The organism is Actinomycetospora lemnae (assembly GCF_028737315.1).
GTDB classification, from domain to species: domain Bacteria; phylum Actinomycetota; class Actinomycetes; order Mycobacteriales; family Pseudonocardiaceae; genus Actinomycetospora; species Actinomycetospora lemnae.
In genome coordinates this window covers 48,272-72,357 of the sequence record NZ_JAQZAO010000007.1, presented here as the reverse complement: position 1 = coordinate 72,357, position 24,086 = coordinate 48,272, and the positions used below count along the sequence as shown (strand labels likewise).

The 24,086-nt window shown below is 73.5% G+C and carries 25 protein-coding genes and 2 tRNA genes; 7 read left to right on the top strand and 20 right to left on the bottom strand.

Features of this window, described 5'->3' with window-relative positions; translation table 11 throughout:
- Positions 1 to 8: 8 nt before the first annotated feature.
- The 11 genes from rpmA to PGB27_RS16910 all read right to left on the bottom strand — a co-directional run bounded on the left by rpmA (position 9) and on the right by PGB27_RS16910 (position 11,774).
- Positions 9 to 278 carry a 50S ribosomal protein L27 gene (gene rpmA / locus PGB27_RS16960; protein ID WP_274201563.1) on the bottom strand — a complete coding sequence of 90 codons (270 nt, stop codon included), beginning with the start codon at positions 276 to 278 and terminating at the stop codon, positions 9 to 11.
- 11 nt (positions 279 to 289) lie between these two features.
- Positions 290 to 589: a 50S ribosomal protein L21 gene (gene rplU / locus PGB27_RS16955; protein ID WP_274201562.1), complete on the bottom strand. Its 300-nt coding sequence runs from the start codon at positions 587 to 589 to the stop codon at positions 290 to 292.
- Positions 590 to 759: 170 nt separating this feature from the next.
- Positions 760 to 4,074, bottom strand: a complete 3,315-nt coding sequence (locus tag PGB27_RS16950; RefSeq protein ID WP_274201561.1) for an Rne/Rng family ribonuclease — start codon at positions 4,072 to 4,074, stop codon at positions 760 to 762.
- A 182-nt stretch (positions 4,075 to 4,256) separates the two neighbouring features.
- Positions 4,257 to 5,081, bottom strand: a complete 825-nt coding sequence (locus PGB27_RS16945; RefSeq protein ID WP_274201560.1) for a TIGR03936 family radical SAM-associated protein — start codon at positions 5,079 to 5,081, stop codon at positions 4,257 to 4,259.
- Positions 5,081 to 5,560, bottom strand: coding sequence for a GNAT family N-acetyltransferase (locus PGB27_RS16940; RefSeq protein ID WP_274201559.1), 480 nt, complete (start codon positions 5,558 to 5,560; stop codon positions 5,081 to 5,083). Before PGB27_RS16940 ends, PGB27_RS16945 begins: the two co-directional genes overlap by 1 nt.
- Positions 5,561 to 5,669: 109 nt before the next feature.
- Positions 5,670 to 7,697, bottom strand: coding sequence for a TIGR03960 family B12-binding radical SAM protein (locus tag PGB27_RS16935; protein ID WP_274201558.1), 2,028 nt, complete (start codon positions 7,695 to 7,697; stop codon positions 5,670 to 5,672).
- 90 nt (positions 7,698 to 7,787) lie between these two features.
- Positions 7,788 to 8,192, bottom strand: coding sequence for a nucleoside-diphosphate kinase (gene ndk / locus PGB27_RS16930; protein WP_274201557.1), 405 nt, complete (start codon positions 8,190 to 8,192; stop codon positions 7,788 to 7,790).
- Between the two features lie 55 nt (positions 8,193 to 8,247).
- Positions 8,248 to 8,658 carry a DUF4233 domain-containing protein gene (locus tag PGB27_RS16925; protein WP_274201556.1) on the bottom strand — a complete coding sequence of 137 codons (411 nt, stop codon included), beginning with the start codon at positions 8,656 to 8,658 and terminating at the stop codon, positions 8,248 to 8,250.
- Positions 8,655 to 10,223 (bottom strand): bifunctional tetrahydrofolate synthase/dihydrofolate synthase, encoded by a 1,569-nt coding sequence (folC, locus tag PGB27_RS16920; protein WP_408630084.1) that lies wholly within the window; start codon positions 10,221 to 10,223, stop codon positions 8,655 to 8,657. Before folC ends, PGB27_RS16925 begins: the two co-directional genes overlap by 4 nt.
- 43 nt (positions 10,224 to 10,266) lie before the next feature.
- On the bottom strand, positions 10,267 to 10,398 hold the full coding sequence (locus PGB27_RS16915; RefSeq protein WP_274201555.1) for an MFS transporter small subunit: 132 nt from the start codon (positions 10,396 to 10,398) through the stop codon (positions 10,267 to 10,269).
- Entirely contained in the window at positions 10,395 to 11,774 is a 1,380-nt protein-coding gene (locus tag PGB27_RS16910; protein WP_274201554.1) for an OFA family MFS transporter, read from the bottom strand. The genes PGB27_RS16915 and PGB27_RS16910 overlap by 4 nt, the downstream gene beginning before the upstream one ends.
- A gap of 101 nt (positions 11,775 to 11,875) precedes the next feature.
- Between PGB27_RS16910 and fdhD the strand changes: the two genes are divergently transcribed.
- A complete protein-coding gene (gene fdhD, locus PGB27_RS16905) occupies positions 11,876 to 12,724 on the top strand; it encodes a formate dehydrogenase accessory sulfurtransferase FdhD (RefSeq protein ID WP_274201553.1) in 849 nt (282 codons plus the stop codon).
- A gap of 94 nt (positions 12,725 to 12,818) precedes the next feature.
- The gene (locus PGB27_RS16900; RefSeq protein ID WP_274201552.1) at positions 12,819 to 13,754 is read left to right on the top strand and encodes an alpha/beta hydrolase; all 936 of its coding nucleotides are present in this window, start codon (positions 12,819 to 12,821) and stop codon (positions 13,752 to 13,754) included.
- 14 nt (positions 13,755 to 13,768) lie between these two features.
- On the opposite strand, the gene clpX is transcribed toward PGB27_RS16900, so the two are convergent.
- The 4 genes from clpX to tig all read right to left on the bottom strand — a co-directional run bounded on the left by clpX (position 13,769) and on the right by tig (position 18,396).
- Positions 13,769 to 15,055: an ATP-dependent Clp protease ATP-binding subunit ClpX gene (clpX, locus tag PGB27_RS16895; RefSeq protein WP_274201551.1), complete on the bottom strand. Its 1,287-nt coding sequence runs from the start codon at positions 15,053 to 15,055 to the stop codon at positions 13,769 to 13,771.
- Positions 15,056 to 15,300: 245 nt separating this feature from the next.
- On the bottom strand, positions 15,301 to 15,954 hold the full coding sequence (locus tag PGB27_RS16890; protein ID WP_274201550.1) for an ATP-dependent Clp protease proteolytic subunit: 654 nt from the start codon (positions 15,952 to 15,954) through the stop codon (positions 15,301 to 15,303).
- 13 nt (positions 15,955 to 15,967) lie between these two features.
- Positions 15,968 to 16,570: an ATP-dependent Clp protease proteolytic subunit gene (locus PGB27_RS16885; RefSeq protein WP_274201824.1), complete on the bottom strand. Its 603-nt coding sequence runs from the start codon at positions 16,568 to 16,570 to the stop codon at positions 15,968 to 15,970.
- Between the two features lie 260 nt (positions 16,571 to 16,830).
- A complete protein-coding gene (tig, locus tag PGB27_RS16880; RefSeq protein WP_274201549.1) occupies positions 16,831 to 18,396 on the bottom strand; it encodes a trigger factor in 1,566 nt (521 codons plus the stop codon).
- Between the two features lie 608 nt (positions 18,397 to 19,004).
- Between tig and PGB27_RS16875 the strand changes: the two genes are divergently transcribed.
- Together PGB27_RS16875 and PGB27_RS16870 are read left to right on the top strand one after the other, a co-directional pair.
- A complete protein-coding gene (locus PGB27_RS16875) occupies positions 19,005 to 19,826 on the top strand; it encodes a pentapeptide repeat-containing protein (RefSeq protein ID WP_274201548.1) in 822 nt (273 codons plus the stop codon).
- On the top strand, positions 19,823 to 20,149 hold the full coding sequence (locus PGB27_RS16870; RefSeq protein WP_274201547.1) for a YnfA family protein: 327 nt from the start codon (positions 19,823 to 19,825) through the stop codon (positions 20,147 to 20,149). The genes PGB27_RS16875 and PGB27_RS16870 overlap by 4 nt, the downstream gene beginning before the upstream one ends.
- Here PGB27_RS16870 and PGB27_RS16865 read toward each other — a convergent pair.
- The 4 genes from PGB27_RS16865 to PGB27_RS16850 all read right to left on the bottom strand — a co-directional run bounded on the left by PGB27_RS16865 (position 20,130) and on the right by PGB27_RS16850 (position 21,495).
- A complete protein-coding gene (locus tag PGB27_RS16865; RefSeq protein WP_274201546.1) occupies positions 20,130 to 20,495 on the bottom strand; it encodes a DUF4180 domain-containing protein in 366 nt (121 codons plus the stop codon). The two genes, PGB27_RS16870 and PGB27_RS16865, sit on opposite strands and share 20 nt — an antisense overlap.
- A 138-nt stretch (positions 20,496 to 20,633) precedes the next feature.
- Positions 20,634 to 21,035, bottom strand: a complete 402-nt coding sequence (locus tag PGB27_RS16860; protein WP_274201545.1) for a cupin domain-containing protein — start codon at positions 21,033 to 21,035, stop codon at positions 20,634 to 20,636.
- 67 nt (positions 21,036 to 21,102) lie between these two features.
- Positions 21,103 to 21,303: a helix-hairpin-helix domain-containing protein gene (locus PGB27_RS16855; protein WP_274201544.1), complete on the bottom strand. Its 201-nt coding sequence runs from the start codon at positions 21,301 to 21,303 to the stop codon at positions 21,103 to 21,105.
- 118 nt (positions 21,304 to 21,421) lie between these two features.
- Positions 21,422 to 21,495 (bottom strand) — tRNA-Pro (locus PGB27_RS16850).
- Between the two features lie 406 nt (positions 21,496 to 21,901).
- Here PGB27_RS16850 and PGB27_RS16845 point away from each other — a divergent pair.
- Positions 21,902 to 21,975: transfer RNA gene (locus PGB27_RS16845), tRNA-Gly, on the top strand.
- 48 nt (positions 21,976 to 22,023) lie between these two features.
- On the opposite strand, the gene PGB27_RS16840 is transcribed toward PGB27_RS16845, so the two are convergent.
- Complete coding sequence (locus PGB27_RS16840) at positions 22,024 to 22,791, bottom strand: Crp/Fnr family transcriptional regulator (protein WP_274201543.1); 768 nt, start codon at positions 22,789 to 22,791, stop codon at positions 22,024 to 22,026.
- A gap of 72 nt (positions 22,792 to 22,863) precedes the next feature.
- Between PGB27_RS16840 and PGB27_RS16835 the strand changes: the two genes are divergently transcribed.
- On the top strand, positions 22,864 to 23,505 hold the full coding sequence (locus PGB27_RS16835) for a chemotaxis protein CheB (RefSeq protein WP_274201542.1): 642 nt from the start codon (positions 22,864 to 22,866) through the stop codon (positions 23,503 to 23,505).
- On the top strand, positions 23,502 to 24,077 hold the full coding sequence (locus PGB27_RS16830) for a dihydrofolate reductase family protein (protein ID WP_274201541.1): 576 nt from the start codon (positions 23,502 to 23,504) through the stop codon (positions 24,075 to 24,077). Before PGB27_RS16835 ends, PGB27_RS16830 begins: the two co-directional genes overlap by 4 nt.
- Positions 24,078 to 24,086: the final 9 nt, after the last annotated feature.

Sequence of the window (24,086 nt, the reverse complement as noted above, 5' to 3'; positions counted from 1 at the left end):
GCGACCGATCAGGCGGAGGCGGTCTCCTCCGCCGGGATGACGTTGACGTTCTTGCGTCCACGGCGCGACCCGAAGGTCACGGCGCCGGGGACGAGGGCGAACAGCGTGTCGTCACCGCCGCGGCCGACACCGACGCCCGGGTGGAACTTGGTGCCGCGCTGGCGGACGAGGATCTCGCCGGCCTTGACGACCTGTCCGCCGAAGCGCTTGACCCCGAGCCGCTGGGCGTTGGAGTCGCGACCGTTGCGGGAGCTGGACGCACCCTTCTTGTGAGCCATGTCTGCTCCCCTTACTTCGAGATGTCGGTGACCTCGAGGCGGCTGTAGCGCTGGCGGTGGCCGACGCGCCGCTTGTACCCGGTCTTGTTCTTGTACTTCATGATCTTGATCTTCGGGCCCTTGGCGTCCCCGACGATGTTGCCGGAGATCGAGACCTTCTCCAGGTCGGACGCCGAGCTGAGCACGGTGCTGCCGTCGACGACCAGCACCGGCTGGAGGTCGACCGTGTCACCGTCGAGGAGCTCCACGTCGATGACGTCGCCGACCGCGACCTTGTACTGCTTGCCGCCGGTCTTCACGATCGCGTACATCTTCCGCGGGACTCCTCGTCTGACGGTGTGGCTTCCGGCTCCGGCGCGGCCCGTGCGGTGCGGACCCGGCGCGCTGGTGCCGCGGGTGGCTTGCTCGTGACCCGGCGGGCACCGACGTCCTAGGGTACCCGCCCGCACCCCGGGGTCCGGACCCCGGGGTGCCGGGAGGATCAGCTGCTGGACGCGTCCGCCGGCGGACCGGCCGGACGGGACGCGGCGCGACGCCGCCGCGGACGGGCCGAGCCGGTGCCCGTGGGCACCGCGGCCGGCTCCGGCGTCGGCTCCTCGCCGACCGGTCTCGCCGGCCCCGCAGGCGTGACCACGCCGTCGTCCCGGCCGTGACCGTTGCCGCCGCCGATGGCGCCCGTGATGCGCGGGCGCTCGGGCTCGGCGGGGCTCTCCGGCGCCGTCTCCGGCACGGTGCCGTTGGCCCCCGGGGTGTGCTCGGCGAGGTCGGCCTCCAGGGCGACCTCGGCCTGGACCGCCTCGTGGATCGTCTGCTCGACGGACTCGGCGTCGCCGGCGGCGTCGGTCTCCTCGGCCTCCGCGGCGCTGGCCGTCGCGAGGCCCGCCTCCAGCTCGACCTCGGCCTCGTCCGCCTCGACGACGGTCTCGGCGGCGGCGTCCCCGTCCCCGACCGTGCCCGACTCCCCGGCGCCGGCCTCGGCGGTGGTCTCCGCCGTGACCTCCGCGGTGACCTCGGTCGCGGTCTCGACGGTCTCCGGCTCGTCCTCGTCGTCGCCGCCGGGCAGCAGGCCGGTGGCGGCCGCGACCGTCGCGGGCGACGCGCCCTCGGAGCGCTCGGCCCGGCGACCACGCCGGCCCCGACGCCCGGACGACCCGCCGGAGCCCTCACCGGAGCCCTTGCCCGAGCCGTTCGACCCGTTCGATCCGTTCGAGCCGGTCGAGCCGCCCTGGCCGTTCGTGCTGCTGCCGTTGGACCCCGACGCGCCGTGGTCGTGACCGATCACCGGCTCGGTGGAGACGATGACGCCGCGGCCGCGGCAGTGCTCGCAGGTGGTCGAGAACTCGTCGAGCAGGCCCTGGCCGACGCGCTTGCGCGTCATCTGCACCAGGCCGAGCGAGGTGACCTCGGAGACCTGGTGGCGCGTGCGGTCGCGGCCCAGGCACTCGGTCAGCCGGCGCAGCACGAGGTCGCGGTTCGACTCCAGGACCATGTCGATGAAGTCGATGACGATCATCCCGCCGATGTCGCGCAGCCGGAGCTGGCGGACGATCTCCTCGGCGGCCTCGAGGTTGTTGCGGGTGACCGTCTCCTCGAGGTTGCCGCCGGAGCCGGTGAACTTGCCGGTGTTGACGTCGACCACGGTCATCGCCTCGGTGCGGTCGATGACCAGCGTGCCGCCCGAGGGCAGCCAGACCTTGCGGTCGAGCGCCTTGATCAGCTGCTCGTCGATCCGGTACGCGGCGAACACGTCCTGCGGACCGACGTGACGCGTCAGGCGCCCCGCGAGCTCGGGCGCGACGTGCGAGACGTAGCCCTCGAGGGTCTCCCACGCCCGCTCGCCGGAGACGACGAGCGAGGAGAAGTCCTCGTTGAACATGTCGCGGACGACGCGGATGAGGAGGTCGGGCTCCTCGTAGACCAGCGTCGGGCCCTTCGCGCTCTTCGCGCCGGAGGCCGACTTCTCGATCGCCTCCCACTGCGCGGTGAGCCGGCGGACGTCGCGCTCGAGGTCCTCCTCGCTGACGCCCTCGGCGGCCGTACGGATGATCACGCCCGACTCGTCGGGGACGATCCGCTTGAGGATCTCCTTGAGGCGCTTGCGCTCGGTGTCGGGGAGCTTGCGGCTGATGCCGGTGGCCCCGCCCGCGGGCACGTAGACGAGGAAGCGGCCGGGCAGGCTGATCTGGGTGGTCAGGCGGGCGCCCTTGTGGCCGACCGGGTCCTTCGTGACCTGGACGAGCACCTGGTCGCCGGTCGAGAGCGCCTGCTCGATCTTGCGCTGCTTGCCCTCGAGGCCCGAGGCGTCCCAGTTGACCTCGCCGGCGTAGAGCACGGCGTTGCGGCCCCGGCCGATGTCGACGAACGCCGCCTCCATCGACGGGAGCACGTTCTGCACCCGGCCGAGGTAGACGTTGCCGACCATCGAGTTCTGGCCCTCGCCCGCCACGAAGTGCTCCACGAGGACGCCGTCCTCGAGCACCCCGATCTGGCTGCGGCCGGCCTGCTGGCGCACGACCATCGTGCGCTCGACGGCCTCGCGGCGGGCCAGGAACTCCGACTCCGAGAGGATCGCCGGGCGGCGGCGTCCGGACTCGCGGCCGTCGCGGCGACGCTGGCGCTTGGCCTCGAGCCGCGTCGAGCCCTTGACCCCGCGCACCTCGTCGTTGGACGAGCGGCCGCCCTCGGGGCGCTCGACCCGGTCGCGGACGTGGGTGACGGTGTCCGGCGGGTCGTCGCCCTCGGTGGGGGTGTCGCCCGACGAGCTGTCGGCGTCGGAGGAGCGACGACGCCGGCGACGACGCCGCCGCGAGCCGCCGGACGACTCGCCCTCGCTGCCCTCGGCGGTGTCCTCGTCGTCGCCGCTGTCGTCGTCGCCCGCGTCGGTCTCGGCGGAGCTGTCACCCGACGCGTCGTCCGACTCGCCCTGGTCGTCGCCCTCGGCGTCGCCGCCCTCGCCGGTGTCGCTGCCGTCGGTGTCGTCGCTGCCGCCGCGGCCGCGCCCGCGCCCGCGGCGCCCGCGGCGCCGACGGCGGCGGCCGCCGTCCTCGTCGTCGTCACCGTCGCCGGGCTCGCCCGACTCGGGCCCGCTCTCGGGCGCCGCGGTGGTGTCGGCCGGGGTGGACGCCTCGGTGGTGGCGGGCTGCTCGTCCTCGGCGGGCGTGGGCTCGCCGGTGGTCTCGGTCTCGGTGGCCTCGCCCGGGGTCACGACGCCGGTGGAGCGGCTGCCCCGACGGCGGCGCGTGCGGGACGGCGCGGCCTCCGGGGTGCTCGTCGACTCGGGCGCCAGGAACATCGGCGCGGCGAAGGCCGGCGCGGCCACGCTCGGCGCGCTCGCGGGCGCCTGGCCGGGCAGGGTCGTCGCGGCGTCACCGACACTCTCTCCGGCACTGTCCGCGACACCAGTGGTGTCGTCTGTGGTGTCAGGGGCGGTGTCGAGCGCTGAGACCGAGTCCGCGGGCTCCGGCAGGTCGTCGAGCACCGGCGCGGCGCTCGGGGTGGCCTCGGCGATCGGACCGGCCACGGTGGTGCCGGCCGGGGCACCCGGCGTCGGGAACAGGTCCTCGACGACCCGGGCGACGACGCCACGGTCGACGCTGGACTGCGCGCTGCGCGCCCCCACCCCGAGCCGGGCGAGCACGGCCAGCAGCTCGCGGCTGGACGTGCCCAGGACGCGGGCCAGGGCGTGCACCCGCGCCTTGTCCGGGAGCGCGGCCAGAACCGCGTCGTCGGGGCGTCCGGGTGCGACGGAACCCCCCGCGGCGGAGTCTCCGCCGGAGGGGGTGTCGATGTCGGTCATCCATCTCCTCCGCCCCCGGGCGCGACCCGGGGGTCGCGGCCACACGGGGGCCTCGCGTGGTCTCGCCTGGGCGGTCGTCGGGGACGGCCGCCGATTGCGGCACGGCCGGCGAGTTCGGGAGCCGTCGGACCGTGCGGTCGCCGATGTGGGAGCACCGAGGCCGACCGGGCCCGTCCTGGGGACTACGCGGTGGGTGCCGCGCGGTCCGCCGCGAGCGGGTCGATCAGCTCCCCGCGCTCGTCGAGCCGTCCCTGCGCCCACCGGGTGGCCCTGTTGGGCTCCGGGAACTCGAGGCCGGCGACGGCGCGGAGGGCACTGCACACATCGTCGGGTCGTGCGGCCGGCGTGGTGTGCCGTACGACCGCCGTCAGTCTCCCACACGTCGCCGCTCGTGCACGGTCCTCCCGGTCGGCGTCGACCGGTTCGTCCGTCCGGGTGAGCGAAAGACGCAGTTCGGCGACCGCTGCTCGCACGTCCAGCGGCTTCGGGCCGTTCTTCGTGACGCGTTCCACCGACACCTCCGGGGCGGCGAGGAACGCCGCGATCGCCGGCGCGAGGGTGTCGTCGGACACGCCGGGCGTCTCGATCTCCCAGCGGCTGGCGTCGATCCGGTCGGCGAGCGCGCCCGGTCCCGCCGGCACGACCTCGATGACGGCGAGCCCGTCGGGCAGCACCGCGTCGACCTCGCGGGCCACGAGCGCCGGGTCGAGGTGCTCGGTGACGCCGATCTCGAGGTACTCCGCCTCGCTCGCCGCGCCCGTGGGAGCGGCGCCGATCCACGAGAGCCGCGGGTGCGGGCTGAACCCCTGCGACAGCGCCACCGGCACCCCCGCGCGGCGCAGCGTCCACTCCATCGTCCGCGCGATGTCGCGGTGCGAGCTGAACCGCGCCCGCCCGCGCTTGGCGTAGCGCATGCGCAGCTTCCCGACGACCGGCGCCGACGGGTGCGGCGCGTCGCCGGCCTTGGCCGTGAGCGCCGAGGGCCGTCCGGCCTGCGTCTCCGCCATCAGCTCGTCCCTCCCGGTCCCCCGCCGGTGGGGAGGACCACGATGTCGTCGCCGGCCGGGGCGAACCCGGCGGCGCGGTAGAAGGCCGCGCCCGCCGGCGAGGGGCGCAGCACCAGCCGCACCAGCCCTCGCTCGCGGGCGTGGGCGACGGCCGCGCCGAGGAGCTTGCGGGGTACCCCGCGCGGCGCGGCCCCGAGCGCGACGAGGCTGCCGACGTAGCCCCACCGCTCCCCCGGCCGCCCGGGCGCGGGCATGGCGGCGACCTCGGCGACGTCGAGGGACCCGACGACGTCCCAGCCGTCGCCGCTCTCCGCCTCGGCCACCCACACGACGTGGTGCGAGAGCTCGGCGCGCCACCACGTCGCGAAGACCTGCTCGAAGCCCGGGTCCTCGCCCGGCGCGGCGCGGCCGCGCTGCTCGACCCAGGCACGGCGCAGCGCCGCGACCGCGTCGCCGTCGGTCGGGCCCGCCCGGCGCACCCGGACCTCGGGCGCGGGACGTTCCGTACCTGCCGGCGCTTCCGTCCGCTCCGGTGACCGGGGCTGATCGGGGCGCGACCCGGCCGCGCTCACGGGCGCTCGGCCCCGCTCACTCCGCACGCCCCGCCGCGGTCGCGGTGGTCGCGGTGGTCGCGGTGGTCGCGGTGGTCGCGAAGGCGGGGTTGCGGACAGGGGTGGACGTGCGGTGCTCGACCGGCGTGATCGGCAGCGAGGGACGCCCCGGCTGTATCACCTGATGCGGGCCAATCTGGATCTCCGTGCCCATCGTCGGGCACACGCCGCAGTCGAAGCACGGCGTCCAGCGGCAGTCGTCCTGCTCCTCGGCGGCCAGGGCGTCCTGCCAGTCGTCCCAGAGCCAGCCGCGGTCGAGCCCGGAGTCGAGGTGGTCCCAGGGCAGGACCTCGTGCTCGCCGCGCTCGCGGGTGGTGAACCACGCGAGGTCGACCCCCTGGTCGGGGAGCTCGCTCGCGGCGGCCGCCACCCAGCGCTCGAAGGAGAAGTACTCGCTCCAGCCGTCGAACTGCTGGCCCTCGCGCCAGGCGCGCTCGATGACGCGACCGATTCGCCGGTCACCCCGGCTGAGCAGGCCCTCGACCAGGCTGGGCTGCCCGTCGTGGTAGCGCAGGCCGATGTTGCGGCCCAGCGAGCGGTCGCTGTTGATGGCCTCGCGGAGCTTGCGCAGCCGCGCGTCGACCACCTCGGGCGCCGTCTGCCCGGCCCACTGGAACGGCGTGTGCGGCTTGGGCACGAAGGCGCCGATCGACACCGTCGCGCGCACGTCGCCCCGGCCCGCGGCCTTGCGGCCGGCGCGGATGACCTCGTGGGCCATCGACGCGATCTGCAGCACGTCCTCGTCGGTCTCGGTCGGCAGACCGCACATGAAGTAGAGCTTGACCTGGCGCCACCCGTGCTCGTACGCGGTGGAGACGGTCGCGATGAGCTCCTCCTCGGAGACCATCTTGTTGATCACCTTGCGCAGCCGCTCCGACCCGCCCTCGGGGGCGAAGGTCAGGCCACTGCGGCGGCCGGAGCGCGTCAGCTCCTCGGCGAGGGTGACGTTGAACGCGTCGACGCGGGTGGAGGGCAGGGACAGCCCGGTGCCGGTGCCCTCGTAGCGGTCGGCGAGGCCCTTGGCGATCTCGCCGATGCCCGAGTGGTCGGCCGACGACAGCGAGAGCAGGCCCACCTCGTGGTAGCCCGAGCTCTTCAGCCCCTGCTCGACCATCTCCCCCACGCCCTGCGGCGACCGCTCGCGCACCGGGCGCGTGATCATGCCGGCCTGGCAGAAGCGGCACCCGCGCGTGCAGCCGCGGAAGATCTCGACGCTCATCCGCTCGTGCACGGTCTCGGCCATCGGCACGAGCGGCTTCTTGGGGTAGGGCCAGTCGTCGAGGTCGGAGGTCGTCCGCTTGTGGACGCGATCCGGGGCCGCCGGGCTGGTCGGCGTGACCGCGGCAATGGTGCCGTCGTCGCCGTAGGTGACCTCGTAGAGCCCCGGGACGTAGACGCCGGGCACCGCGGCCAGGCGCTCGAGGGTCTCCCGCCGGTCCAGGCCCTCGGTCTGCGCCGCCTTGACGACGTCGGTGATGTCGCCGACGACCTCCTCCCCGTCGCCCAGGGCGACGAGGTCGACGAAGTCGGCGACCGGCTCCGGGTTGAACGCCGCATGACCGCCCGCGAGCACCAAGGGGTGCTCGGTGGTGCGGTCGGCGGCGCGGAGCGGGATGCCGGCGAGGTCGAGGATCGACAGGAGGTTCGTGTAGCCGAGCTCGGTGGCGAAGCTGACGCCGAGCACGTCGAACGCACCGACCGGCCGGTGGCCGTCGACGGTGAACTGCGGCACCCCGTGCTCGCGCATCAGCGCGGCGAGGTCCGGCCACACGGCGTAGGTGCGCTCGGCGAGCGCGTCGGGGCGCTCGTTGAGGACCTCGTAGAGGATCATCAGGCCTTGGTTGGGCAGCCCGACCTCGTACGCGTCGGGGTAGCAGAGCGCCCAGTGGACCGGCACCGACTCCCACGGCTTGGTCCCCGCGTTGCGCTCGCCGCCCACGTACTGCACCGGCTTGCGGACCCGGGGCAGCAGGGGTTCCAGGCTCTCGAACACGGACTCGACCACCCACCCAGGGTAACGAGCCGCCCGGGCGGTCCGGCCCACCCGGGGCCACGCCGCCGGGTGGGCCCGGAGGGCCCACCCGGCGTCAGGCGATCAGCCGAACCAGAGCTTGATCTCGCGCTCGGCGGACTCGGGCGAGTCGGAGCCGTGCACGATGTTCGAGCCCGTCTCGAGGGCCAGGTCGCCGCGGATGGACCCGGGCACGGCCTTCTCGACGGGGTCGGTGCCGCCGGCGATCTGGCGGAAGGCGGCGACGGCGCGCGGGCCCTCGACGACCATCGCGGCGACCGGCGCCGAGGTGATGAAGCTCAGCAGGTCCTCGTAGAAGCCCTTGCCCTCGTGCTCGGCGTAGTGCTGCTCGGCGAGGCCGCGGTCGACGGTCTTCAGCTCCAGCGACACCAGGCGCAGGCCCTTGCGCTCGATGCGCGAGATGACCTCGCCGACCAGGCCCCGCGCCACGCCGTCGGGCTTGACCAGCACCAGGGTGCGCTCGTCCACGTCGTTCCCCTCACAGATGTACCGCAGTGACGGGGCACGAGCCTAACGAGCCGGGTCACGCGCCCCGCTCGGCCCACTCCCGCTGGCGACGCAGCACCTCGTGCCGCATCCACAGCATCAGCGCCCACACCAGACAGAACACCAGCCCCAGCACGCCCAGCGACGGGGACACGAGCCAGCCGAGCAGCATGAGCACCTGCAGGCCCAGGGCCAGCGGCAGGCCCCAGGGCCGCGAGAAGGTCGCGATCGCGACGATCATCCCGAGCGTCAGGACGACCACCCACGCGATCTTCGCCGGCGTCAGCCCGCCCTCGACCTTGTCCATGACGAGCAGGCCGAGCGGCACGATGACGACCTCGAGCGACAGGCAGGCGCTCGCCGGCCCGCGGAACGCCTTGCGCGCCGCCGCGCCGCCGTCGGGCCCGACGGTCGAGCTCCGCTCCGTTCCGTCTCCCGAGGTGGTCACTGCGGCTCCCGCCCCAGCAGGGTGCGAGCCTCGCCGGCCGCGACGACCGAACCCACCACCAGCACGCCCGCGCCGGCAAATGGGGTGTCGGGGTCGTCGGTCTCCTCGGCGAGCCCGATCGCGGTCTCGAGCGCGGCGTCCATCCGCGTCTCGACGACCACGCGGTCGGCGCCGAAGTACCCGACCGCGAGGCTGCCGAGCTCGTCGGCGTCCATCGCGCGCGGCGAGCTGACGGCGGTGACGACGACCTCGTCGAGCACCGGCTCGAGCGCGGCGAGGATCCCCTCGGCGTCCTTGTCGCCCAGGATCGCGACGACCCCGACCAGCCGGCGGAACGAGAACTCCTCGCGCACCGCGGCGGCCGCCGCCCGTGCGCCGTGCGGGTTGTGCGCGGCGTCCACGACGACGGTCGGCGCCGAGCGCAGCCGCTCGAGCCGCCCGGGCACGCGCACCGAGGCGAACGCGTCGCGGACGGCGTCGATGTCGAGCTTGCGCGACGCCCCGGCACCGAAGAACGCCTCGACGCTCGCGAGCGCCAGCGCCGCGTTCTTCGCTTGGTGCTCGCCGAACAGCGGCAGGTAGATGTCGTCGTACTCGCCGCCGAGCCCCTGCAGGCGCAGCTGCTGGCCCCCGACGGCGACGTCGCGCCCGAGCACCCCGAACTCCATCCCCGAGCGCGCGACCTCGGCGTCCATCGCCACCGCACGCTCGAGCAGCACCTTCGCGGCCTCGGGCGACTGCTCGGCCATGAGGGCGACGGCGCCCTGCTTGATGACGCCGGCCTTCTCCGCGGCGATCCCGCCGAGCTCCGGACCCAGGTAGTTCACGTGGTCGATGTCGATCGGCGTGATCGCGGCGACGACGGCGTCGGCGACGTTGGTGGCGTCCCAGGTCCCGCCGAGCCCGACCTCGAGCACCGCGACGTCCACCGGCGCGTCCGCGAACGCGGCGAAGGCCATGCCGGTGAGCACCTCGAACTTCGAGAGCTTCGGGCCGTCGCCCTGCGCGCGGTCGACGATGCCGAGGAACGGGGCGATCTCCTGGTAGATCTCGACGTAGCGCCGTGCGCTGATCGGCGCCCCGTCGATCGCGATCCGCTCGGTGACCCGCTGCAGGTGCGGGCTGGTGTACCGCCCCGTGCGCGGGCCGATGCGCGTCAGCAGCGCGTCGATCATCCGCGTGACCGAGCTCTTGCCGTTGGTGCCGGCGACGTGGATCGCCGGGTAGGACCGCTGCGGGTCGCCGAGCACCTCGACCAGCGCGCGGATGCGGTCGAGCGACGGCGCGATCCGGGTCTCGGGCCAGCGCTCGTCGAGCTCGGCCTCCACGGCGCGCAGCGCCGCGAGCGCCTCGGCGTCGTCGGGCTCGTGACCGGACCGGTCGTCGGTCGGGCCCGTCGTGACGCCCTGGCTCAGCGCGTCGGCGAGCGCACCGCCGCCCGGCCCGGAGCCGGAGTCGTCGGCACCGCCCGCCATCGCCAGGAGCTGGGCCAGCTCGTCGGCGTCCGCATCCCCGGACGCGTCCTGGTCGGCGTGGACGGAGCCCCATCGGTCGTCGCTCGTCATCACCCTCGATGCTACGACCGGTCGCCCGCGGCCCCGGACCGGCTCAGAAGAGCGCCGGCACCTTGAGGACGAGGGAGTAGACCCCGTAGACGAACGGGATCAGCACCCACAGCCACGCGACGACGGCGAGGACGAGGCGACCGCCGGTGGGGGCGGACGTGGTGCGGTCGGTCATCGGGTCGCTCCCTGTCGGCGCTCCTCGGCGGCGGCCGAGCCCTCGGGCGCGGCACGCTCGGCGTCACTGACGTAGTGCTTCGGGTCCACCGGGCGGATCAGCTCGTTGGCCACGAACCCGATCGCCAGCAGCGCGGTCATGATGATGAAGGACGTGGTGTAGCGCGCCGGGCCCTCGGCGTCGCTGGCGTCGACGATCGCGTTCACGATCAGCGGCCCGAGCACGCCGGCCGCCGACCACGCCGTGAGCAGCCGGCCGTGGATCGCGCCGACCTGGTAGGTGCCGAAGAGGTCCTTGAGGTACGCGGGGACCGTGGCGAAGCCGGCGCCGTAGAACGACAGGATCAGCAGCGACGCGATGAGGAAGATGACCTTGTTGCCCTCGCCGAGGGTCAGGATGACCAGGTAGAGCAGGGCGCCGAGGCCGAGGTACATGCGGTAGATGTTCTTGCGGCCGACGAGGTCGGACGTCGACGACCAGACGAACCGGCCGAGCATGTTGGCCAGCGAGAGGATCGCGACGAACGCCGCCGCCGCGCCGGCGAGCTGCTGCGCCGTGGTGGTGGACCCGAAGAAGTCGCGGAAGATGCCGTCGGCGCGTTCGAGGATGCCGATGCCCGCGGTGACGTTGAAGCACAGGACGATCCACAGGAACCAGAACTGCGGCAGCCGGACGGCCTTCGACACCGAGACGGCGGGGCCCCGCTGCGCCGGGTCCTCCGACTCCGCCGCGGCGCCGGGCGGGCGCCAGCCCTCCGGGGGCACCCGGATCAGCAGCCAGCCGAGCGACATGAAGATCGCGTACGCGATGCCCAGGACGAGGAAGGTCGAGGCGAGACCGCCGGGCGTCCGACCGAAGGCGCTGAGCAGGGCGGTCTCGACCGGCGAGGCGATGAGCGCGCCGCCGCCGAAGCCCATGATGGCGATGCCGGTCGCCATGCCGGGGCGGTCGACGAACCACTTGATCAACGTCGACACCGGCGAGATGTAGCCGATGCCCAGACCGATGCCGCCGACGGCGCCGTACCCCACGATGACCAGCCAGTACTGCCCCATGGCGATGCCGGCCGCGGAGATGAGGAACCCGGCGGCGAAGCAGGCCGTCGCGACGGCCATCGCCCAGCGTGGGCCGCGCCGCTCGACCTGCGTGCCGAAGACGGCGGCCGACAGACCGAGCATGACGATGGCGAGCTGGAAGGGCAGCGCCGTCGCCGTGCCGGAGAGCTGCAGCCCCTGGCCGAGACCCGTCTTGAGCACGCTCCACGCGTAGGCCTGACCGATGCCGAGGTGGACGGCGAGCGCCGCCGGGGGAACGAGCCAGCGACTCCATCCCGGTGGTGCGACGATGGAGGAGCGATCGAAGAAGCCGCCGGCCATGGATGGTCCCCTTTCGCCGCCACCGTCCGGTACGACGGCCGATACCCGGTCGGGCGAAGAGTCACACACCGATCACACACAGCCACGGATCGGAGGCGGTCATGGGACGCGTGACGGTGAAGCGGCCGGTGCTGCACATCGAGGACGGCGAGACGCGGCGGCGCCCGGACACCCTCGCCGCCGAGGAGCCGCTGGAGATCCGGGTCGCGGGCCGCTCGTTGGCGGTCACGATGCGCACGCCGGGGCACGACGTCGAGCTCACGCACGGCTTCCTGCTCACCGAGGGCGTGATCGGCGACCGCGAGGACGTCTCGACGGCCCGCTACTGCGACTCGGTCGACGACAGCGGCCGCAACACCTACAACGTCCTCGACATCGCCCTCGCCCCCGGCGTGGCGCCGCCGGACGACTCGGTCGAGCGGCGCTTCTACACGACCTCGTCGTGCGGGGTCTGCGGCAAGGCGTCCCTCGACGCGGTGCGGACCAAGACCCGCTACGCGCCCGGCGACGACCCGGTGACCCTCACCCCCGAGGTCCTCGCCGGCCTGCCCGACACCCTGCGCGCGGCCCAGGCCGTCTTCGACAGCACCGGCGGGCTGCACGCCGCCGGGCTCTTCCGCGCCGACGGCACGCTGGTCGTCGCCCGCGAGGACGTCGGGCGGCACAACGCCGTGGACAAGGTGCTCGGGTACGCGCTGCTCCAGGGCGGGATCCCCGCGGGCGGCACCGTGCTCATGGTCTCGGGGCGCGCGTCGTTCGAGCTGACCCAGAAGGCGGTCATGGCGGGCGTGCCGGTGCTCGCGGCCGTGTCCGCGCCGTCGTCGCTGGCCGTCGAGATGGCCCGGGAGTCGGGCATGACGCTGGTGGGCTTCCTGCGGGGCCGCTCGATGAACGTGTACGCGGGGACGCAGCGGATCGTCACCGAGGATGCTCCCCTGGTCGGGGGCTGACGGGGCCGATCGGGCGCCCGAGGCCCGCCCACGCGGGTCCCCGGGCCGTACGGTGCCGGAGGACCCCGGCTCGCGTGGAGGGAGGACGCCGACCGTGCCCGCCCGACCGACCCGTCGCCAGTTCCTCCTCGGCTCCGCCGGCGCCCTCGGGGTCGCCGGGGCGCTGGGGGGGGGCGGGCTGCTCGTCGGCCAGGACGACCCGGCGCCCCCGCCCCAGCGGATCCCGGACCCGCCGCGCCGGCCGTCGCCGACCGACGCCGTCAGCACCGTCGAGTGGATCCGCTCCACCGCACGTGGCCGCGCGGTCCGGCTCGTCACCGTGCTGCCGCCGGACGCGGACCGCAGCGGGCTGCCGGTGTGTGTCGCGCTGCACGGGCTGCGGGGCAACGCGCTGTGGTTCGGCGAGGCCGGCAACCGCAGGCTGCTCGGCGACGCCTGGGCCCGCGGCGTGCCGACGTTCGCGCTGGTCGCCGTCGACGGCGGCGACAACTACTGGCACCCCTACACCCGGGGCGACGACCCGCTGCGCATGCTCCTCGAGGAGCTGCCCGCCTGGCTGCGCGAGCGCGGCCTCGCGACCACCCCCGCACCCGGCGACCTGCCGGGCGAGCCGGCGATGGCCACGGGCGTGTCGATGGGCGGGGCGGGCGCGCTGCTCTACACCCGCGAGCGGGTGCGACGCCAGCGCCCGACGCGAGCCGTCGGCGTCATCAGCCCGGGCCTGTTCACCGACTGGCGGGCCGCCGCGCGCCGCCCGTTCCGGGATCGGCCCGACTGGGAGGCGCACGACCCGCTGCGCTTCTGCCCCGAGCTCGCCGGCGTGCCGACGGGCGTGTGGTGCGGCGACGCCGACCCCTTCGTCGAGGCCACGCGGCGCTACGTCGCGCTCGCGCGCCCGGAGGTGGCGACGATCGGCCCCGGGCGCCACGACGGGGTGTACTACGCGCGGGTCATGCCGGACGTGATCGGCTTCCTCGGCCGTCACGCCCGCGACCAGCAGCCCGGCGCGGGACCGCGCCGGGCCGGCTGACCCGGGGTGTCGAGCTAGGCCGACTTGTCGCGCCGCTCCCGCCGCGAGGGCTGGCGCGGGACGATCGTCGGGTTCACGTTCTCCTTGACGGTCTGCTCGGTGACCACGACCTTGGCGACGTCGTCACGACCCGGGATGTCGTACATCACCGGGTTGAGGACCTCTTCCATGATCGCGCGCAGACCGCGGGCACCGGTGCCGCGGAGGATCGCGAGGTCGGCGATGGCCTCGAGCGCCTCGGGGGCGAACTCGAGCTCGACGCCGTCCATCTCGAAGAGCTTCTGGTACTGCTTGACCAGCGCGTTGCGCGGCTCGGTGAGGATCTGCACGAGGCTCGGCTGGTCGAGGTTCGACACCGAGGCGACGATCGGCACGCGGCCGATGAACTCGGGGATCAGGCCGAACTTGATGAGGTCCTCGGGGAGCGTGTCGCCGAACGACTCGGCGGACTCCATCTCGGCCTTCGAGCGGATGTCGGCGCCGAAGCCGAGACCGCCACGGCCGACGCGCTCCGCGATGATCTTCTCGAGGCCCGCGAAGGCCCCGGCCACGATGAACAGGACGTTCGTCGTGTCGATCTGGATGAACTCCTGGTGCGGGTGCTTGCGCCCACCCTGGGGTGGCACCGACGCCGTCGTGCCCTCGAGGATCTTCAGCAGGGCCTGCTGGACGCCCTCGCCGGAGACGTCGCGCGTGATCGACGGGTTCTCCGACTTCCGCGCGATCTTGTCGACCTCGTCGATGTAGATGATGCCGGTCTCGGCGCGCTTGACGTCGTAGTCGGCCGCCTGGATCAGCTTGAGGAGGATGTTCTCGACGTCCTCGCCCACGTAGCCGGCCTCGGTGAGGGCCGTGGCGTCCGCGATGGCGAACGGGACGTTGAGCAGCTTCGCGAGGGTCTGCGCGAGGTAGGTCTTGCCGCAGCCGGTGGGGCCGAGCATGAGGATGTTCGACTTCGCCAGCTCGACGGTGTCGTCGTTGCGGCTGTTCTCGCGGTTCTTCTCGCCGGCCTGCACCCGCTTGTAGTGGTTGTAGACCGCGACCGAGAGCGTCTTCTTGGTGTCGTCCTGGCCGATCACGTACTGATCGAGGAAGTCGTGGATCTCGGTCGGCTTCGGGAGCTCGTCGAGCTTGACCTCGCCGGCCTCGGCGAGCTCCTCCTCGATGATCTCGTTGCACAGGTCGATGCACTCATCGCAGATGTACACGCCCGGACCGGCGATGAGCTTCTTGACCTGCTTCTGGCTCTTCCCGCAGAAGGAGCACTTCAGCAGGTCACCGCCGTCGCCGATGCGTGCCATCGCAGCAGACCTCGTGTCCCCTCCGGCGCACCGCGGTCGGTGCGCTCGTTCGTGGTTGACCGTACCTGCCCACCCCGCCGGACGGGGAGGTTCGAGACCGGTGGATCGTGCAGGTCGCGGGCCCGCGACGCCGCTCGTCACCACCGGCCCCACGGCGCTCCCTCGACCAGCGGTCGGCCCGCTGCGCCGGGTGCGCCGGACGCCTCCCCGGGGCCTCACCGCGCGGGCGGGCCCCGGGAGCGGCGTCAGCGGGTGGCGGAGAGCTTGCGGCTCGCCACCACGTCGTCGATGAGCCCGTAGTCCTTGGCCTCGGCGGCCGTCAGGATCTTGTCGCGCTCGACGTCCTGGCGGATCTGCTCGGCGCTGCGGTTGGTGTGCCGCGCGAGCGTCTCCTCCATGAGGCGGCGCATGCGCGAGATCTCCGCGGCCTGGATCTCCAGGTCGGACACCTGGCCGTAGAAGCCCTCGGTGGCCGGCTGGTGGATCATGACCCGCGCGTTCGGCACGGCGAGGCGCTTGCCCGGCGCACCCGCGCCGAGGATCACCGCGGCGGCCGACGCGGCCTGCCCGAGGCAGACCGTCGCGATGTCGGGACGCACGTACTGCATGGTGTCGTAGATCGCCATGAGCGCGGTGAACGAGCCACCGGGCGAGTTGATGTACATCGTGATGTCGCGGTCCGGGTCGTTCGACTCCAGGAACAGCAGCTGCGCCATCACGTCGTTCGCCGACGCGTCGTCGATCTGCACCCCGAGGAAGATGATCCTCTCCTCGAAGAGCTTGTTGTAGGGGTTCGACTCCTTGACGCCGTAGCTGGTGCGCTCGACGAAGGAGGGGAGGATGTAGCGCGACTGCGGCGAGGCCGGAGCCGTGCCACCGGGCACGTGGAGCTCACTCATCTGCGTCTCCGTCTCAGGAACTCTGGCCGTGGCCGTTGGTGCTCGGCTGGTCCGACGAGCGCGTCACCACGTGGTCGATGAAGCCGTACTCGAGGGCCTCCTGCGCCGAGAACCAGCGGTCCCGGTCGGAGTCCTCGGTGATCCGCTCGAACGTCTGGCCGGTGTGCTCGGCGATGAGCTCGGCCATCTCGCGCTTGAGCTTGCGCATGGACTCGGCGCGGATCGTGATGTCCGATTCCGTGCCGCCGAGCCCACCGGAGGGCTGGTGCATCATGATCTGCGCGTGCGGCAGCGCGAGGCGCTTGCCGCGGGCGCCGGCGGAGAGCAGGAACTGCCCCATCGAGGCGGCGAGGCCCATCGCGACCGTCGACACGTCGGGCTCGATCCACTGCATGGTGTCGAAGATGGCCATGCCCGCCGACACCGAGCCGCCCGGCGAGTTGATGTACAGCGTGATGTCGGACTTGGGGTCCTCGGCCGAGAGCAGCAGGAGCTGCGCCGAGATCTGGTTGGCGATGGTGTCGTTGACCTCCTGACCCAGGACCACGATGCGCTCCCGCAGGAGGCGCTCGTAGACCGAGTCGTTGAGCGTCATCGATCCCCCGGCGGAGCGCATGACCGCCCCGGCCGGGATGGAGAGGTGCTGGCTCACCTGTGTCCCCGCTTTCTCTGCTGAGGTGATCGGTCTGGCGTCGGTCGGGTCCTCCGCGTCGAACACCGTCGACACTAACCACCGGGTTCCCCTCGGCAGTCCGTCGACGGGCCGTGTTCGCTCCTGGCCGATGAACGGGCCGGAGATCGGGCCGGCGGACGGGTCGCGACGACGCCGGAGGGCCCGTCGGGCGGGGTGCCCGACGGGCCCGGGGCGGGTCGGGCTCAGGTGCGGGAGGTCGAGTCGGGCGCGCCGACGACCTCGGTGTCGGCCTCGTGACCGGAGCCGGCGCCGACCTCCACCTGCGAGCTCGGCGACGCCGGGTCGCTGGCGTCGGTGTCCGCGTCGGCGACCTGGCTGCCGTCGGTCGGACCGGCGGCGACGTCCGCGCCCTCGGCCGAGGGCGCGTCCTCGTCGGGGCTCGGCGTCTCCTCGGTGGCCTCGTCGATCGTCTCGCCCTCGACCTCGCCGGCGGTGCCGAAGAGCTCCGAGAGGTCGACCTCGGCGCCGCCGGGGCCGGTGATCGTGGCCGCCTGGACGACCGTGGCCAGCGCCTTGCCGCGCCGGACGTCGGCGAAGATCGCACCGAGCTGGTTGGCCTGCTGCGCCTGCTGGATGTACTCCTCGGGGCTCACCCCGAAGCGCTGGGCCTGCATCATGATGCGTTCCATGAGCTCCTGCTGCTCGACCTGGACGCCGCTCTCGTCGGCGATCTTGTCCAGGAGCAGCTGGGTCTTCACGGCCTGCTCGGCGCTGGTGCGCAGCTCGGTGTCGAACTCCTCGCGGGTCTGGCCCTGGGACTCGACGTACTGGGTCAGCCGCGCCTCGTCGTGGTCGAACTCGTGGACCGCCTCGTGGGCGCGCACCTCGACCTCGGACTGCACGACCGACTCGGGCAGCGGCACGTCCGCCGCCTCGAGCAGGGCCTCGAGCACGCGGTCGCGCGCCTGGCTGCCCTGCTCCATCTTCTTCACGCGCGAGTAGCGCGTGCGCAGGTCGTCCTTGAGCTCGTCGAGGGTGTCGAACTCGCTCGCGAGCTGGGCGAACTCGTCATCGGCCTCGGGGAGCTGGCGCTCCTTCACCGACTGGACGGTGACCGAGACCTCGCTGTCCTTGCCGGCGTGCTCGCCCGCGACGAGCTTCGTCGTGAACTGCTTGGTCTCGCCCGCGGTCATGCCCTCGAGCGCCTCGTCGAGGCCCTCGATGAGCTGGCCCGACCCGACCTCGTGCGACATGCCCGAGGTCTGGGCCTCCTCGACGGGCTCGCCGTCGACGGTCGCGGAGAGGTCGATGACGACGAAGTCGCCGTTCTGGACCGGGCGGTCGACGCCGGTGAGCGTGCCGAAGCGCGCCTGCAGGCCCTTGAGCTGCTCGTCGACATCGGCGTCGGTGACCTCGGCGTCGTCGACCTCGACGGCGATCGAGGTGTAGTCCGGCACCGTGATCTCGGGGCGGATGTCGACCTCGGCCGTGAAGGCGAGCTTGTCGCCGTCCTCGATCTCGGTGACCTCGATCTCGGGCTGGCCCAGCGGCTGGACCTCGGCCTCCGAGACGGCCTCGCCGTACTTGGCGGGGACGGCCTCGTTGACGACCTCCTCGAGCACGACACCGCGGCCCAGGCGCTGGTCGAGGATGCGCGCGGGCGCCTTCCCGGGGCGGAAGCCCGGGATGCGCACCTGCTGCGCGATCTTCTTGTAGGCGCGGTCGAAGTTGGGCTTGAGCTCGTCGAAGGGCACCTCGACGGCGAGTTTGACGCGCGTCGGCGACAGGTGCTCGACGGTGGACTTCACTGGTCGTCTCTCCTCGGGGCAGGCCATCGTGCGCTCGTGCTGTGACCCGGCCGCCACCCCGTGGGCGTACGGGCGGGTCGGTCCGTGGCGTGACGCGGGAGGCCGTCCTCACCGCTCACGGTCGAGGAGCACCGGAGGACCGGTGCCTGCACCTGCTGACGCGCCCGCCCGGGCGTGGCGGCGAGTCTAGACGTGACCCCCGTCTGCTCGCCGTGGCGCCCGTCGGGCGGGTCGGGACGGGCCACCGCCGACCTCTCCGTGCCGACCGCCGACCTCATGCCCGGGCATCACCGTGGCCGCCTCCGGCGAGCCCGCCGTGCCGCCCGCCTCTCCCACCGGACGGCGCGTCGCTCGTCGGGGCGGCGACACGCCGGGGGCTGCGTCCGTTCGGAGGACAGGACGCCCTCTCGTCGCGGCGGTGGAGGCGCTCGCGCGTGGCTGGCACCGTGGGGATCGCCTCGCCACCGCTCCCCGTTCGGTGAGGCCCGCCACGAGGAGGGACAGGAGCCCCATGAAGAAGATCCGCCTCAACATCGAGCGTGCCCTCGAGACCTTCGAGGTGCTCGCCGGGTACGGCACCAAGCGCCGCAAGCGCGCCCGGCGCTGACGTGGCCGGGTCGGCGGCGGGGTCCCCCGCGAGGTCCGCGGACTGTGCGGCGTGCCTGGCGCTGTGCTGCGTCGGGCCGTCGTTCGCGGCCTCGGCCGACTTCGCCGTCGACAAGCCGGCGCACACCCCGTGCCGGCACCTGCGGGCCGACCACGCCTGCGGCATCCACGACCGCCTGCGCCCCCGCGGCTTCCCGGGCTGCGTGGTGTTCGACTGCTTCGGCGCCGGGCAGCAGGTCGTGCAGGTCACCTTCGGGGGCTCGGACCGGCGGGTCCCGGCGATGTTCGACGCCCTCGAGGTGCTGCGTCCGCTGCACGAGGTCCTGGCGCTGCTCGACGAGGCCGCCCGCTCGGGTGGGGCGGGTGCCGGCGCGGTGGGTGACGACGCGGTCGCGCTCGTCGCGCGCGTCGAGGAGACGGTGCGCGGCGACGCCGACGCCCTCGCCGTCGTCGACGTCGCCGCGGTGCGCCGCGAGGCGGGCGCGCTGTTCGACGAGTACGTCGCGACGGTCCACGCCGGACGCCCGGGCCCCGACCTGCGCGGCGCCGACCTCCTGGGCGCCGACCTGCGCCGCCGCGACCTGCGCGCCGCCCGGCTGCGCGGCGCGCTGCTCGTCGGGGCCGACCTGCGCGGCGTCGACCTCGACCGCGCCGAGCTGCTCGGCGCCGACCTCCGCGGCGCCGACGTCCGCGGCGCCCGCCTCGACGGCGCGCTGCTGCTCACGGCTCCGCAGCTCGCCGCCGCCCGCGGGGACGCGGCCACGACCGTCCCCGATCACCTCGCCCGTCCCGAGCACTGGACTGCTCTACCGTCCGCCCGGTGACCGTCCGCTCCGTCGCGCTCTTCGTCCTCGCCGCCGTGCTGGAGATCGGCGGCGCGTGGCTCGTGTGGCAGGCGCTGCGGGAGGGACGGGCGTGGTGGTTCGCGGCGCTCGGGGTGCTCGCCCTCGGGCTGTACGGCTTCGTGGCCGCGTTCCAGCCCGACGCCACCTTCGGCCGCGTGCTCGCCGCGTACGGCGGGGTGTTCGTCGCGGGCTCGCTGGCGTGGGGCGTGGTCCTCGACGGCTACCGGCCCGACCGCTTCGACGTCGCCGGCGCGCTGATCTGCCTCGTCGGGGTCGGCGTCATCATGTACGCGCCGCGCTGAGCCGCTCCTCGAGCTCGTCGAGGTCGCGGACGAACCACAGCTCGCGGCCGCGGTTCGCCTCGCGCACCCAGTCGGCGACCGGCCCGGACGTCGCGCCGAGCTCGCCGACCACGACCAGGCGCAGCCGGTAGTTCACGAACTTCTGCACGATCGCGCCGGCGACGCCGCTGGAGAGCTGCGCGAAGGCCGGGTCGAGACGATCGACCGGGATCGCGACGACGTCGACACCCGTCCCGTACGTCTGCCCGATGACGTCGAGCGCGCCCGCCTCGTCGCGGATCGTCGGGCCCTCGCGGTCGAGGACCAGCACACCGACGCCGTGGACCTCGCGGGTCGTCTGTCCCATGACCCTCATCATCGCGTGGCGGCCCAGGCGATTTGCCGGGATGGAGTGGCGGCCCTGCCGGTGAAGAGCCACCTGTCACGGCAGGGCCGCCGCGGGCGGCTGCGATCGTGAACCGCTGGCCCCCATCCTCGCGCGGCATCACATCGTGGGTGCCTGGGGGTCGTCCTCGTCGCCGACGAAGTGGATGTCGAACGGCTTGTTCGTCATGAAGAGGAACGTGACGTCCTGGTCCTGCGTCGCGCCGTGCTGCATGACGCCGCCCTCGGGGAACCAGACGAAGCTGCCCGCGGGGTAGTCGCCCTGGTGCGTGTTGAGCACGCCCTCGAGCACGTACACCCCGTGCGCGCAGGGGTGGCTGTGCCAGGGGTTGGTGAACCCCGCGCGGTAGACCATCTTGAGGACCGTCATGCCGGTCTCGGGGTCCTCGACGAGCGGGACGTGCTCGAGGTTCGCGCCGATGTAGGCGACGGGGAAGCCCTGCCACTCGGCGGTGGTGGTGTCGACGACGGTCAGCTCGACGGGCTTGCTCGGGGTGGTCACGGGGCGCCTCCGGGGGTGGAGCGGGGAGGGCTCACGCTCGTCCTCCGGCGACGGCGCCACAAGCCCCTCAGCCCAGGCCCATCCCCCGCTCGGCCAGCGCCTCGCCCAGCAGCCGGACCGCCTTCGGCCCCACACCGTGCAGGGCGAGCAGGTCCCTCGCCGGCACGCCGTCGAGATGCTCGAGGCGCGTGTAGCCGGCGTGGCGCAGCGCGCCCGTCGCCGGCCGGCCGATGCTGCGGGGGAGGTCGACCTCGACGTCCTCGTCCACGGTGGGGACGGTACGGGCGGAGGTGCTCATCCTGGGCGTGCCGCGGCCGTGATCGCTGCGGGTGCTCCGCGCACCTCCTGACAGCGGGTCGACGGAGCAGCGGGAGCGATCACGACGGTCGGGGTGGCGGGATTCGAACCCACGGCCCCTCGCTCCCAAAGCGAGTGCGCTACCAAGCTGCGCCACACCCCGTGGCGGCGAGTCTAGGGGCGGGGGCCGCCGACCGCGGAGGCGCCGCTGCCTCCCGGCCCGGTGGTGAGGGCGATCAGTCCAGCCCGCGGACGATGTGGTCGTCCTCGATGCCCTCGACCCCGTCGATGACCTCGCGTGCGGTGTTCATCCCCGACTCCCTTCCTCGTAGGCGTCCGACGTACCCAGGGTGGCGAGAAGTACATACCTACCGGGGCGTACTCGGAGGACGTCACGCTCGGCTGATCGTTCCAGTCGATCGGTCAAGACCCGATCGGGATCGTCCAGGAGCCGGACGCCGGGCCGTCACCTCGTCGTCCGCACGACGATGCCCCGGGCAGCCGAGCCCCGGGCAGCCGAGCGGGGAGGACGCATCCGCTACGGTGGTCGCGGGCCTGATCGGCCCGCCGCGGGCGTAGCTCAATGGTAGAGCCCCAGTCTTCCAAACTGGCTACGCGGGTTCGATTCCCGTCGCCCGCTCCACGACGACATCGCCACGGCGGTGCTCGCGCACGCTTCGGGACAGCACGGTCACGCCGGCGACGACGCGTCGTGCGGATCCGTCGCGGCGTCGGCGATGCCCGGGAACGTGCGCCGGATGGTCCAGTAGCACTCGCAGGTGCAGGCCTCGAGCCCGGCGCGGTCGAGGATGGTCATCTGGCCGCGCGAGTAGCTGATCAGGCCGCGCTGCTGCAGCCGCCCGGCCAGCTCCGAGACCGTCGGGCGGCGCGCGCCGAGCATCTGGGCCAGGAACTCCTGGGTGAGGGGGAAATCGGGCCGCCGCACCCGGTCGTGCGTGGTGAGCAGCCAGCGGCAGATGCGTTGCTCGACCTGGTGGCCGGTGTTGCAGGCCACGTTCTGCGCGAGCTGGACCATCGTCGCCGAGACGTACTGGTGGAGCTGGTCGTGCAGCGCGCCGTCGTCGGTGAGGACGTCCCGCAGCTCGGGGAGGCCGACGCGCAGCGCTCGCCCAGGGACCTGGCAGTAGGCCGCGTGCGGACTCGACGTGCTGCCCAGGAAGGCGGGCAGGCCGACCATGCCCTCGAACCCGATCGTGCCGACCTCCACCGAGGACTCGTCCTGCAGGACGGCGACCATCGAGAACACCGCGTCGAGCGGGAAGTAGACGTCGGTGATCGCGCCTCCGGGCTCGTACACCGAGGCGCGCACGTCGAGCTCCTGCACCTCCCCGAGGGCACGGAGCCGGGCGAGCTCCGCCGGGGGCAGCGCGGCCAGGATCGCGTTGGCGCGCGGATCACCGCCGTGCGTGCCGGGGTCAGTGGGCTCGGTGGCGGACACGGCGTCGCGGCTACCCGCGATCCCGCCGGCGGTATGTCGGCCGGCTGACACCCGTCGCCCTAGAGTGACGGTGTGTCAGCCACCGGACGTCCCGCGACGGGGCGGTTCGAGCTCGTCGTGCTCGTGGCGTCGGCCGGTGGGGTCGAGGCGCTCGGGTCGGTGCTGACGGGGCTCCCGCCCGCGTTCCCGACCCCGGTGCTGGTGGTGCAGCACGGGCTGCGCCGACCCGTCGGGCAGCAGGTCCTCGCGTCCGTGCTCGCGTACCGCAGTGGGCTGCACGTCCGGTACGCCGACGACGGGCAGTCCGTGACCCGTCCCGGCGTGACCGTGGTCCCGACCGGGATGACCGGGCGGGCCGACCAGGGGCGCCTGCACCTGGTCGACGACGAGGACCGGCGACCGGCCGACGCGCTGCTGCGCTCCCTCGGACCCGCCGTCGGCCGGGCCATGATCGCCGTGGTCCTGACCGGGCACGGGGAGGACGGGTCCGTCGGGGCCCGCGTCGTCAAGCGCCACGGCGGTCGGGTCATCGTCCAGAACCCGTCCACCGCGAAGGCGGCCTCCATGCCCACCGCCGCCCTCGCCACCGGGTGCGTCGACTTCGCCGTCCCCCTCGAGCGCATCCCGGCGGCGATCGTCGCGCTCACCATGGCCCCCGGCGCCGCCGAGATGCTGGCGGTGCCGACCCCCTCCTGGGCTCGGCTGCTCGCGTGACGCGGCCGCTGCGGTACTCCGTGAACGTCACCCTCGACGGGTGCTGCGACCACCACGCGATGGTCCCCGACGAGGACCTGCACCGGAACGCGGCGGAGAACCTCGCCCGGGCCGACGCCCTGCTCTTCGGTCGCACGACGTACGAGCTGATGGAGGCGGGCTGGCGGTGGCCGGCGCCGCCGGGCGCGCGCCCGGCGTGGACGGAGCCCTTCGCCGCGACGATCGGTGCGGCGAAGAAGTACGTCGTGTCGAGCACCCTCGAGCAGGTCGACTGGAACGCCGAGCTGGTGTCGGGCGACGACCTGGAGCGGGTCGTCCGGGAGCTCAAGCAGGAGCCGGGTGACGGGCTGTTCACGGGCGGCGTGCAGCTCCCGCTGGCGCTGGCGGAGCTGGGGCTGATCGACGAGTACGAGGTCGTCGTGCACCCCCGGGTCGCGGGCCACGGGCCGACGCTGTTCGCGGGGCTGTCGCAGTACGTCGACCTGGAGCTGGTGGGCCGGCAGGAGTTCCGGTCGGGGGCGGTGGCGATGCGGTACGTGCCGACGGGCGAGGTCGCCGATTCCCCGTACTGACGGGACGCC

Excerpts from the sequence above, each read along its gene's own strand:
- rplU (WP_274201562.1), bottom strand. The coding sequence starts at position 589 with ATGTACGCGATCGTGAAGACCGGCGGCAAGCAGTACAAGGTCGCGGTC.
- PGB27_RS16885 (WP_274201824.1), bottom strand. The coding sequence starts at position 16,570 with ATGCGCTCCGCCGGGGGATCGATGACGCTCAACGACTCGGTCTACGAG.
- PGB27_RS16915 (WP_274201555.1), bottom strand. The coding sequence starts at position 10,398 with ATGACCGACCGCACCACGTCCGCCCCCACCGGCGGTCGCCTCGTCCTC.
- fdhD (WP_274201553.1), top strand. The coding sequence starts at position 11,876 with ATGGGACGCGTGACGGTGAAGCGGCCGGTGCTGCACATCGAGGACGGC.
- PGB27_RS16865 (WP_274201546.1), bottom strand. The coding sequence starts at position 20,495 with ATGGGACAGACGACCCGCGAGGTCCACGGCGTCGGTGTGCTGGTCCTC.
- clpX (WP_274201551.1), bottom strand. The coding sequence starts at position 15,055 with ATGGCACGCATCGGCGACGGCGGTGACCTGCTGAAGTGCTCCTTCTGC.
- PGB27_RS16950 (WP_274201561.1), bottom strand. The coding sequence starts at position 4,074 with ATGACCGACATCGACACCCCCTCCGGCGGAGACTCCGCCGCGGGGGGT.
- PGB27_RS16890 (WP_274201550.1), bottom strand. The coding sequence starts at position 15,954 with ATGAGTGAGCTCCACGTGCCCGGTGGCACGGCTCCGGCCTCGCCGCAG.
- PGB27_RS16910 (WP_274201554.1), bottom strand. The coding sequence starts at position 11,774 with ATGGCCGGCGGCTTCTTCGATCGCTCCTCCATCGTCGCACCACCGGGA.
- PGB27_RS16945 (WP_274201560.1), bottom strand. The coding sequence starts at position 5,081 with ATGGCGGAGACGCAGGCCGGACGGCCCTCGGCGCTCACGGCCAAGGCC.
- folC (WP_408630084.1), bottom strand. The coding sequence starts at position 10,223 with ATGACGAGCGACGACCGATGGGGCTCCGTCCACGCCGACCAGGACGCG.
- rpmA (WP_274201563.1), bottom strand. The coding sequence starts at position 278 with ATGGCTCACAAGAAGGGTGCGTCCAGCTCCCGCAACGGTCGCGACTCC.